At 71.1% G+C, this 11,205-nt stretch carries 8 protein-coding genes; 2 read left to right on the forward strand and 6 right to left on the reverse strand.

Features of this window, described 5'->3' with window-relative positions; genetic code table 11:
- The first annotated feature begins 55 nt into the window (after window positions 1-55).
- Window positions 56-1,321 (forward strand): tyrosine-type recombinase/integrase, encoded by a 1,266-nt coding sequence (locus C6N31_RS26940; protein WP_198358453.1) that lies wholly within the window; start codon window positions 56-58, stop codon window positions 1,319-1,321.
- A 320-nt stretch (window positions 1,322-1,641) separates the two neighbouring features.
- Complete coding sequence (locus tag C6N31_RS26945; RefSeq protein ID WP_198358454.1) at window positions 1,642-3,261, forward strand: penicillin-binding transpeptidase domain-containing protein; 1,620 nt, start codon at window positions 1,642-1,644, stop codon at window positions 3,259-3,261.
- 60 nt (window positions 3,262-3,321) lie between these two features.
- Here C6N31_RS26945 and C6N31_RS26950 read toward each other — a convergent pair whose 3' ends face one another.
- From C6N31_RS26950 to C6N31_RS26975, 6 genes are all read right to left on the reverse strand, one after another.
- Entirely contained in the window at window positions 3,322-4,521 is a 1,200-nt protein-coding gene (locus C6N31_RS26950) for a serine hydrolase domain-containing protein (RefSeq protein WP_269284176.1), read from the reverse strand.
- A gap of 235 nt (window positions 4,522-4,756) precedes the next feature.
- A complete protein-coding gene (locus C6N31_RS26955) occupies window positions 4,757-6,556 on the reverse strand; it encodes a glycoside hydrolase family 6 protein (protein WP_138354714.1) in 1,800 nt (599 codons plus the stop codon).
- A gap of 174 nt (window positions 6,557-6,730) precedes the next feature.
- A complete protein-coding gene (locus tag C6N31_RS26960) occupies window positions 6,731-8,386 on the reverse strand; it encodes an FAD-binding dehydrogenase (RefSeq protein WP_198358456.1) in 1,656 nt (551 codons plus the stop codon).
- Window positions 8,387-8,421: 35 nt separating this feature from the next.
- Window positions 8,422-9,216 (reverse strand): energy-coupling factor ABC transporter ATP-binding protein, encoded by a 795-nt coding sequence (locus C6N31_RS26965; protein ID WP_187144905.1) that lies wholly within the window; start codon window positions 9,214-9,216, stop codon window positions 8,422-8,424.
- Window positions 9,213-9,977 carry a cobalt ECF transporter T component CbiQ gene (gene cbiQ, locus C6N31_RS26970; protein ID WP_138354716.1) on the reverse strand — a complete coding sequence of 255 codons (765 nt, stop codon included), beginning with the start codon at window positions 9,975-9,977 and terminating at the stop codon, window positions 9,213-9,215. The genes C6N31_RS26965 and cbiQ overlap by 4 nt, the downstream gene beginning before the upstream one ends.
- Before the next feature lie 2 nt (window positions 9,978-9,979).
- Window positions 9,980-11,080 (reverse strand): energy-coupling factor ABC transporter permease, encoded by a 1,101-nt coding sequence (locus C6N31_RS26975; protein WP_138354717.1) that lies wholly within the window; start codon window positions 11,078-11,080, stop codon window positions 9,980-9,982.
- Window positions 11,081-11,205: the final 125 nt, after the last annotated feature.

An 11,205-nucleotide genomic window follows, 5' to 3' on the forward strand; every position in this document is an offset into this window, starting at 1 on the left:
GGGGCACGACCGCACCGGTCGTGCCCCTGCCCCGTCACGCCCCAAGGAGCCCCACGTGGCTGGCCACATTCAAGACCGCTGGTACAAGACCGAGAAGACCGCCGACGAGAAGACCGCCCGGGTCAAGAGCGACCGGTACGGCATCGGGCTGCGCTATCGCGCCCGGTACGTCGGTCCCGACGGAACGGAAAAGAGCCGTTCCTTTCCCGACCGGCAGAAGCGCCTTGCTGAACAGTGGCTCACCGCGGTTGAGGCCGACATGTCGCGCGGGCAGTACATCGACCCCGCGGCCGGCCGAACCACCTTCCGGCAGTACGCCACGAAGTGGCTCAAGGATCACGCCACGGACATCAACGGGCGGGACGCGATCGAGCGGAGGTTCCGGCTGCACGCCTTCCCGCACATCGGCACGCGTCCGATCTCCTCGTTCCAGCCTGGCCACATCCGGGAATGGCTCGCACAACTGGAGAGCGCGGGACTGGAGGCGTCGTCGCGGCGGGTCATCTTTGGGACCATCTCCGCTGTATTCAATGCGGCCGTGGATGACAGCCTGATCGCGAAGAATCCATGCCTCGCCAGGTCGGTCCGCTCACCGCAACCGCCCCCTTCCCGGGTGGTTCCTTGGACTCCGGAGCAGGTGTTCGCCGTGCGGGCCGCCCTGCCCGAGCGGTTCCGGGCGATGGTGGACGCGGGTGGGGGCGCCGGACTGCGGCAAGGGGAAATCTTCGGGCTGTCCGTCGATGAGCTGGACTTCGAAGGCGGGTGGGTCGCGGTGCGGCACCAGCTCAAGCGGGTGCGAGGGAAGTTCGTGTTCGCACCGCCGAAGCGCGGGAAGCTGCGCGACGTGCCGTTGCCCGGGTCGATGGCTACGGCCCTGAAAGCGCACATGAAGAGCTTTCCCCCGGTCCGGATCACGCTTCCGTGGATCGCGCCGGACGGGCCGCCGGTCACCAAGGCCCTGCTGTTCACTGGGAGCAGCGCCGGCAGTGTGCGAGCGAGCTACTTCGACGACTTCATGTGGAAGCCCGCTCTCGTCGCCGCGGGCTTCATCCCCGAGCCTGAACCGGGCGGGCGGCACCAGGCGGCCCGGCAGCACGGCATGCACGCGCTGCGGCACTTCTACGCCTCCGTGCTGCTGGACGCAGGTGAGAACATCCGGGCGCTGAGCACGTATCTCGGTCACAGCGATCCGGGGTTCACGCTGCGGGTCTACACGCACCTGATGCCCAGCAGCGAGGGGCGCACGCGGAAGGCCGTCGATCGGGTCTTCACGGCGCCCGCTGAACCGCTAGACGGCCCAGGGACGGCCCAAGCCGCGTAGAGCCACCCTGGTCAGGGGTATCCTCCCTGGCCAGGGGCTCGCGGGCCGCCCGATACGCAATTTCATCTACTTCTTCCCCATCTACACGGGGATGCCGATCTCGATGGACGCCTGGCGTGCCCGGATGTGGTTCGACTCCTGGATCTGACGCCGGAGGCCCCCTCGGGGCGGGTTGATCGGAGTGGCTGGTCCTGGGCGCTCGGTCCGCACCTGATATCGACGCCTGCCCGGAATGAGACCCCCTGCGTCACTGCGGTCACGTAAAGTGCGGTGAAGAGCGCTTTCTTTGAACGCGTTCAGTTCACGAGGGGGGACGGGAAATGCAGCGGGGTGCCAAGCTCGGCATAGTCGGTGGAGTGGTCGCCGGGATGCTCGGGGTCGCCGGGTACGGGGTCTACAACGTGCTGGACGCGCTCAACAGCGACAGCACGTCGTCGACGGGCAACGCCGGTTCGGCGAAGAGCACGCAGCCGCCGGACGCCAAGGAGATCACCGGGACCGCGGCCGACTTCCTGGCTGCCTGGGCCTCCGGGGACACCGCGAAGGCCGCGGGCCTCACGGACTCCGTGCAGACCGCCACCACCGCGCTGAGCGGGTACAAGGACAAGGCGCACGTCTCGGCCGTCAAGCTCACCCCGGGTACTCCCGTCGGCGCCAAGGTGCCGTTCAACGTGGCCGCCACCCTGTCGTTCCAGGGCAAGACCTCGCCGTGGGCGTACGACTCCGCCCTCACCGTCATCCGTGGCACGAGCGGCAAGCCCGTCGTGCAGTGGAAGGCCGCCGTCGTGCACCCGAAGCTCGCGGAGGGCGCGAGCCTGGAGACCGGTACCGCCAAGCAGCCGACGCTGGACTTCACCGACCGGCACGACAAGGTCCTCGATCCGGCCAAGTACCCGTCCCTGGGACGGTTCTTCACCCAGCTGCGGACCACCTACGCGTCCAAGGCGACCGGCGGCACCCCCGGTGTCGAGACCTGGATCGACGGCGCGGACGGCGCCGTGACCGAGACGCTGCACGTCATCACCAAGGGCACCGGCAGCAAGTTCCCGACCACGCTGGACGCGGACATCCAGGCGGCCGCCGAGAAGGCCGTCCTGAAGCGGTCGGGGTCGGCCGTGACCGCGCTGGACGTGAACACCGGCGGGATCCTCGCCGTCGCCAACAACCCGGCGACCGGCACCAACCTGGCCTTCGGCCCGAATGCCGCACCCGGATCGACCTTCAAGGTCGTGACGGCGACGGCGCTGCTGAAGGCCGGGCTCACACCCAGCTCCAAGGTGCCGTGCAAGGCGCACGACAACATCGACAACGGCAAGATGTACAAGAACGTGGAGAAGGAGGGCAATGAGCAGGCCGACTTCGCCTGGGACTTCGCCAACTCCTGCAACACCGCCTTCATCTCGCAGGCCCACCGGGTCCCCGGCACCACCCTCCAGAGCACCGCACACGACGTCTTCGGTCTCAACCAGAACTGGGAGATCGGCGTCAAGTCCGTCAACAGCAGCGTCCCCGGCGGCACGGGCGACGAGCTGACGTCGGAGATGATCGGCCAGGGCAAGATCACCGCGAGCCCGCTGGACATGGCGTCCGTCGCGGCCACCGCCAAGAACGGCAGCTTCCACCAGCCGCGGATCGTGGCCGCCGACCTCATCGCCGGCCGGCCCTCGATCAGCACCACTCCGCTCTCCCCGGGCGTCAAGCGCTCGCTGCAGCGGATGATGCAGCAGACCGCGCAGAGCGGCACCGCCGCCACCGCGATGAGCGGCGTCGGCGGCAACGTGGGCGCGAAGACCGGTTCCGCCGAGGACGGGGAGGGGCAGCCCAACGGCTGGTTCCTCGCCTATCGCGACGATGTCGCCGCGAGCGCCATCGTGCAGAACGGCGGCCACGGCGGCGACTCCGCCGGACCCATCGTCGCGGCCGTCCTCAAGGCCTCGTAAACCACGTGCGACCGGCGGCCCCACTAGGGCGTGTTGCGAAAGTCCCGCCTGGCACGCGCCCTAGCGCAGCGCCGCCAGGCACTCCCGTACCGCCCGCAGCAGGGCCTGGGCGCGGGGGTCGGACGTGACGTTCTTCTGCATGCCGTTGGTGATGTAGCCGAACCCGATACCGGCGTCCGGGTCCGCGAAGGCCAGCGGGCCGCCGCGGCCGGGGTGGCCGAACGAGGCGGGGCCGAGGAACGGGGAGGACGGGCCGTGCAGCATGTAGCCGAGGCCGAACCGGGTGTTGACGACGAGCACCTGGTCCGGTCCGTCGGACTCGACGGTGCGGGCGCCGGTGACGGTGGCCGGGGCGAAGAGCATCCTGCTCTCGGCGTCGCTCTCCCGGTACCCGTCCACGTTGCCTATCAGGGCCGCGTAGAAGCGGGCCAGTGAGCGGGCGGTGGCGATGCCGTTGGAGGCCGCCAGTTCGCCGGCCCGGTAGGCCGGGTCGTTCTCGTCCGGGAGCGGGGTGATCGCGGCGAAGGCCCGGCGGGTGAGCGAGTCCGGGTTCGCGTAGGCGTCGTGGACCGACTGCTTGGGGCGGGCGCGCAGCCCGCTCGCGGCGGGCGCGGGCGGCGGCGGGACGTCGGCGATCCGCCCGACGCGGTGGGTCTCGCCGGGCGGCAGGCCCACCCACAGGTCCAGGCCGAGCGGCCGGGTGATCTCCTCGGCGATGTACCGGCCGAGGCTGCGCCCGGACGCCCGCTGGACGATCTCGCCGAGCAGCCAGCTGTAGGTCTGGGCGTGGTAGCCGTGGGTGGTGCCCGGCGCGAAGAGCGGGGCCTGCGCGGCGACGGCGCGGGGGCCGGACACCCCGTCGAGGGCCTGTTCCGGGGTGAGGGGCACATCGAGTGCGGGAACGCCTGCCCGGTGCGCGAGGACGTCCCGTACGGTCACCCGGTCCTTGCCCGCGGCCTTGAAGGCCGGCCAGTACGTACCGACGGGCGCGTCCAGGTCGAGTTGGCCGCGCTGGTGGAGGAGGAGCAGGCAGGCCGCCGCCGGGCCCTTGGTGGCGGACCGGACGATCTGCGCGGTGTCCTCCTGCCAGGGCTCGTCACCGTCGGGGCCTGCCGTGCCCGCCCACAGGTCGACGACCTTGCGGCCGTCGCGGTACAGGGCGAAGGCCGCGCCGCGGTCACCGCGCAGCTCGAAGTTGCGTGCGAACGCCTCGCGGACCGGCTCGAAGCCGTCCGTCACCGTCCCATGGACGTCCACCACCGTTGTCGCTCCCGCTCCGCGCCCGACATGAATCCGCACCCCCATGGTGCACGGCGCACCCCCACATCCCAACCCCGGCCTTCCCCGATACCTTCCGGGACCTTCCAGGACCTTCCGGGAACTTGTGGGAGCGGGCATGAGCCGCGCCCCGCTCGCGGAATCCGAGCGGGGCGCGGCCGGGACCGAACGCAGGACCCGATGGCGGGGACCGGGAGCAGGCCCGGTCCTGGAGCGGTTACAGCGCCGGGTAGGCGTTCTTCATGAGCTCCTGGAACTGGGCGGAGAACCACTTGCCCGCCAGCGGCGAGTCCGGCAGCGCACCGCTCATGCTGTTGCCGTTGCGACCGTTGCCGGTGTAGGTCGGGTCACACATCCGGTCGAATCCCTTGCCCTCGTCGTTCGGGATCGCCGAGCTGGCACCGTCGGACTCACCCGGCGGCTTCACCCACACATAGGCGTCGATCCCGGCTGCGGGAGCCGCGGTCGGCCGTGCGCCGATACCGGCACCGGACTGGTTGCACCAGTTGCCGAGGTGGATACGGCGGTCGAGTCGGCCGCCGTTGACGTATGTGTCCACGGAGGTCGTCGCACCCGGTCCGGTGGGCCGGGCCGCGCCGCCCCAGCCGTTGCGGGAGGTGTCGATCAGCATGCCGAGACCGGAGTTGAAGCCGGTCGTCACCAGGAGGCTGCGCAGCGCCTGGGCGTAGCTCTGCTCGTCGACGTACTGGTTCCAGTCCACCCACTTCGACTGGCGCACGGAGGTGCCGTTCACGCTGTCGGTGATCTTGAAGAACGGCTCGGTCGTCGCGCCGTAGTTGGCGGTGTTGACGATGAAGCCCGCCACGTCGTTGACGGTGGCGCCGCCCGTTGTCGCGGCCTTCAGGAACTCCTGGGCGGCCGGGCCCAGGTTGGTGTCCCAGCCCAGCCAGCCGTGGTGCCCGGCGTCGATGTAGTTGTAGACGTTCGAGTACGCGCCGAGCCTGTGCAGCGCGTAGCCGACGCCGGCCTCGTAGTTGCCGTTGGCCTTCATCGTCGCGCACGCCTCGGTCGAGCCGGCGGTGCCACCCGCGTTGGTGACCAGGTTGGGCAGCGAGTCCGGCTCGACGATCGTGACGATGCGCAGCGCGGCGTAGGCCGGGTCGGCGATGATCGCGGCGATCGGGTCGATGTACTCGGCCTTGTAGCGGGCGAGCTCGGTCGCGCCGAGTTCGCCGTTGGAGGCGAGCGCCGCGCAGTCACGGCCCGGCAGGTCGTAGATGACCAGCTCGATGGTGAGCGGCTGTCCCGCGGCCTGGGTGACCGCCTTGTTCAGGTGGGCGCGCAGGCCCATGCCGCCGTTCACGCCGTTGATCGCGGCGATCCGGTCGAGCCATACGGCGGTCGACGTGTTGGCGATACGGCTGCCGCCGGCCTCGGCCGCGGCCTTCGCGGACCACTCGGGGTTGACGTAGCCCTTGGCGCCGGCGTACGGGTTGTCGACCCGGGTGCCGGGCGGCGGGGTCGTCGGAGGCGTGGTCGGAGGCGTGGTGGGCGGAGTGGTCGGTGGCGTCGTGGGGGGCGTGGTCGGCGTGCCGCCGTTGCAGGCGACGCCGTTGAGCGTGAAGGCGGTGGGGCTCGCGTTCGTGCCGCTGTAGGAGCCGTTGAAGCCGAAGTTCGTGGAGCCGCCGGTCGCCAGGGTCCCGTTGTACGAGAGGTTCTTGGCGGTGACGGCGGCGGCGCTCTGCGCGATGTCCGCGTTCCAGCCCTGGGTGACCTTCTGGTTGCCGGCGAACGACCAGCCCAGCGTCCAAGAAGTGACCGCGGGACCGGTGTTGGTGAGGGTCACCTGGGTGGTGAAGCCGGTGTCCCACTGGTTCTGCACCGTATACGCGACCGTGCATCCGGCCGCCGCGTCCGTGGCGGCCGAGGCGTTGGTGGCGGTGAACGCGGCCGCGGTCCCGCCCGCGGTGGCGATGAGGAGACCTGCGGCCAGCACGGCCGTACGGCGGTGTCGTGGCGGTGGTAGCTGGCGTGGCTGTTGCGCTGCGGCTCTCATGTGCGGACTACCTCCGGAGTGGGGGTGAGCTTTCAAGTCGTCGAGGGAGGTGGTGCGTTGATGCCTGTTGCGGTTACACGCTCTTAACGTGGGAGCGCTCCCATAGTTGAGCGTTGACCAAGTCCTGTCAACGCTTCGAACAGAACCGCCGTCAGCCGGAACCCCGGCCCGCCGCTACGCGGTCGCCGCTGCCGCCGCCCGGCCCGCCGTGCGCCCGGAGAAGATGCAGCCCCCGAGGAACGTCCCCTCCAGCGAGCGGTAGCCGTGCATGCCCCCGCCGCCGAATCCGGCCGCCTCGCCCGCCGCGTACAGCCCGCCGAACGGTTCCCCGCCCGCCCGCAGCACCCGTCCGTCGAGGTCGGTCTCCAGTCCGCCGAGCGACTTGCGCGTCAGGATGTTCAGCCGGACGGCGATCAGCGGGCCCGCCTTCGGGTCCAGGATCCGGTGCGGCGACGCCGTGCGGATCAGCTTGTCGCCGAGGTAGTTGCGCGCTCCGCGCATCGCCATGACCTGAAGGTCCTTGGTGAACGTGTTGGCGATCTCCCGGTCCCGCGCCTCGATCTCGCGGCGCAGCGCGGTCTCGTCGATCAGCGCGTCCTTGGTGATCGCGTTCATCCCGCGGACCAGCGCCGGCAGATCGTTCTCGACCACGAAGTCGGGACCGTGCTTCTTGAAGGCCTCGACGGGTCCGGTCGCGCCCGGCAGCGCGCGCTTGAGGACCTCGCGCACGCTCTTGCCCGTCAGGTCCGGGTTCTGCTCGGATCCCGAGAGCGCGAACTCCTTCTCGATGATCTTCTGGGTGAGGACGAACCACGTGTAGTCGTAGCCCGTCGTCATGATGTGCTCCAGCGTCCCCAAAGTGTCGAACCCGGGGAACAGCGGCACCGGCAGCCGCTCGCCGCGCGCGTTCAGCCACAGCGACGACGGGCCCGGCAGGATCCGGATGCCGTGCCGCGCCCAGATCGGGTCCCAGTTCTCGATGCCCTCGGTGTAGTGCCACATCCGGTCGCCGTTGATCAGGTTCGCGCCTGCGGCACCGGCCGTGCCGAGCATCAGGCCGTCCACGTGCGCCGGGACGCCGGACAGCAGCTTCTCGGGGGGCGTGCCGAGCCGGGCGGGCCAGCTCTTCCGGACGAGGTCGTGGTTGCCGCCGATGCCTCCGGAGGTGACGATGACGGCCTGCGCCGTCAGGGTGAACGCCTCGAGCACCTCGCGCGAACTGGCCTCACCGCGCTGGGCGCCGTCGGCGACCAGGATCTCGCCGGTCACACCGTCCACCGTGCCGTCGGTCGTGTTCAGCCCGGTCACCCGGTGCCGGAACCGCAGTTCGACGCGGCCCCGCGCGACCGCTTCGCGCACCTGGCGGACGAACGGCTCGATGATGCCGGGGCCGGTGCCCCAGGTGATGTGGAAGCGCGGCACCGAGTTGCCGGGGCCGGTCGCCAGGAAGCCGCCGCGTTCGGCCCAGCCCACCACCGGGAAGAACCGCACGCCGCGCTCGTGCAGCCAGGCGCGCTTCTCACCCGCGGCGAAGTCCACGTACGCCTCGGCCCACTTGCGCGGCCAGTGGTCCTCCGGGCGGTCGAAGCCCGCCGTGCCCATCCAGTCCTGGAGGGCCAGCTCCGGGCTGTCCTTGATGCGCATCCGGCGCTGCTCCGGCGAGTCGACCAGGAACAGCCCGCCGAACGACCAGAACGCCTGGCCGCCGAGCGACGCCTCGGGTTCCTGGTCCACCAGGATCACCTTGCGGCCGGCGGCGGCCAGCTCCGCTGTCGCCACCAGCCCGGAGAGCCCTGCTCCTACGACGATGACGTCCGCGTCCATTGCCATGGCGGTGCCCTCCGGGTTCGACGGTTGGGGGCACGTTACCTCGCGGTAGGGGCCGTCACCGAGCGGGGGTTGAAGCCGAAGGGGAGTTCGAGCCGGTGCGCCCGCATCAGGTCCTCGTCGCAGAGGAGTTCCTGGGTACGGCCGTCGGCGGTGATGACGCCGTCGCTGAGGACGACCGCGCGGGGGCAGAGCTCCAGGGCGTACGGAAGGTCGTGGGTGACCATCAGGACGGTGACGTCCAGCGAGCGGAGGATGTCGGCCAGCTCGCGGCGGGACGCGGGGTCGAGATTGGACGAGGGCTCGTCCAGGACCAGGATCTCCGGCCGCATCGCGAGCACCGTGGCCACGGCGACCCGGCGGCGCTGTCCGAAGGACAGGTGGTGCGGCGGGCGGGCCGCGAAGTCGGCCATCCCGACCTGGTCGAGGGCGGTCATGACGCGCGCTTCCAGCTCCGGGCCGCGCAGCCCCCCGGCGGCGGGCCCGAAGGCGACGTCCTCGCGGACGGTCGGCATGAAGAGCTGGTCGTCGGGGTCCTGGAAGACGATGCCGACCCGGCGGCGGATCTCGGCGAGGTGCTTCTTGCCGACGGGCAGCCCGCCGACGGTGACCGTGCCGGCGCCGCCGGTGAGGATCCCGTTGAGGTGTAGGACCAGGGTGGTCTTGCCCGCGCCGTTGGGCCCGAGCAGCGCCACCCGCTCACCGCGGGCGACGCTCAGGTCGACGCCGAAGAGGGCCTGGTGACCGTCGGGATAGGCGAAGGCGAGGCCGCGGACGTCCAGCGAGGGCGGCATCGGGCCCGCGGCCGGGTCACGGGTCGGTTCGGTGGTCATCTCAGCGTCCATCCTGTCAGGCAGACGGCCAGGGCCAGTACGGGGAGTACGGCGGCGTGCGACCACTGGGCGCGGGTGGCGGTGACGTCGTCGATGACGGGCATCGTGCCGGTGTAGCCGCGGCTGACCATCGCCAGGTGGACGCGTTCACCGCGTTCGTAGGAGCGGATGAACAGCGCGCCCGCGGACTTCGCGAGGACCGGCCAGTGCCGGACGCCGCGGGCCTGGAAGCCGCGCGACTCCCGGGCGATCCGCATCCGCCGCATCTCGTCGGTGATGACATCGCCGTAGCGGATCATGAAGGAAGCGATCTGGACGAGGAGCGGCGGCATCCGCAGCCGCTGGAGGCCGAGCAGCAGCTCGCGCAGCTCGGTGGTGGCGGCGAGCAGCACGGACGCGGCGACGCCGAGGGTGCCCTTGGCCAGTACGTTCCAGGCGCCCCACAGGCCGTTCTCGCTCAGCGACATCCCGAGGACGTGGACCTGCGGGCCGGTCGCGACGAACGGCAGCAGGACGGCGAAGGCCACGAACGGCACCTCGATGACGAGCCTGCGGAGCAGGAACGCGATCGGGACGCGGGCACGGAACGCGACGGCCACGAGCAGGACCGCGTACAGGCCGAAGGCCCACATCGCCTCGCGCGGGGTGGAGACCACGACGAGGACGAAGCCGAAGACGGCCGCGATCTTGCAGTGCGGGGGCATCCCGTGCACGGGCGAGTGCCCGTGCCGGTAGAGCCGGTGCGCGTGTCCCGCGCCCATCGTCAGGCCCCCTGGCCCTGGATCGGGTGGACGGTGTGCCTGCGGCGGCGCCGTACGACGATGAAGACGCCGGAGCCGACGGTCAGGGTCGCGCCGACGCCGATGACCCCGGCGAGGCCGCCCGACAGCCGGGCGTCGCCGACGTCCTTGACGCTGTAGCCCGCGAGCGGGGAGTCGTCGTTCGCGTGCGGCTTGGCCTTCTCGTCGATGCCCTTGTCGTGGGCGACCTTCTCCAGGCCGTCGGGGCTGGCGGAGGCGTAGTAGCTGACGCCGCCCGCGAGGGCGAGTGCCGCGATCAGGCCCGCGATCCAGACCGGCCGGTTGGAGCGGCCGGCGGGGGCCGGGGAGGTCACGACGGCCGCGGGCGCCGGGGTGGCCACGGTCACGGCCGCCGGACGGGCCTCGCCCGGCACCAGCGGGGCGCCAGTCGGCGTGGTGCGCAGCTCCAGCGGCTTGCTCAGCCCCCGGGCCCCGTAGACCAGGTCGGGGCGGACGGCGACGACCGCGCCGACGGTGGCGGCGGTGATCGCGGCCTCGCCGATGCCGATCAGCACATGGACGCCGACCATCGCGGTGGCGACCTTGCCGATCGGCACGTCGGTGGTGCCGCCGAGCCAGTAGATCGTGGTGAACGCGACGGCGGCGGCCGGCACCGAGACGACCGCGGCGGCGAACGAGGCGACGGTGATGGAGGCCCGGCTGCGCGGCAGCACCTTCACCAGTCCGCGGAAGATCGCGTAGGCGACGACGGTCGTCACGATCGCCATGTCGGTGATGTTGGTGCCGAGCGCGGTGAGCCCGCCGTCCGCGAACAGGACGCCCTGCATCAGCAGGACCACGGACACGCACAGGACCCCCGTGAAGGGGCCGACGAGTATCGCCGCGAGCGCGCCGCCCAGCAGATGGCCGCTGGTGCCGGCGGCCACCGGGAAGTTCAGCATCTGCACGGCGAAGATGAAGGCGGCCACCAGGCCGGCGAGCGGCGCGGTGCGCTCGTCCAGCTCGCGGCGGGCGCCCCGCAGGCTGATCGCGACGGCCGCGACGGCCACGACACCGGTCGCCGCCGACACCGGGGTGTCGATGAATCCGTCGGGTACGTGCATGGGGGTCCCCTCGAGTACTGCCTGGTCAACCGTTCGATGATAGTGGCTACCTGCAATCGATGTGCAAGAGCGCTTCTGGTGCATCGGGAGCGCGTACGAGTTGCCCGCGCCCCCCATGCCCAGAA

Source organism: Streptomyces fildesensis, assembly GCF_016107395.1.
Lineage (GTDB): Bacteria > Actinomycetota > Actinomycetes > Streptomycetales > Streptomycetaceae > Actinacidiphila > Actinacidiphila fildesensis.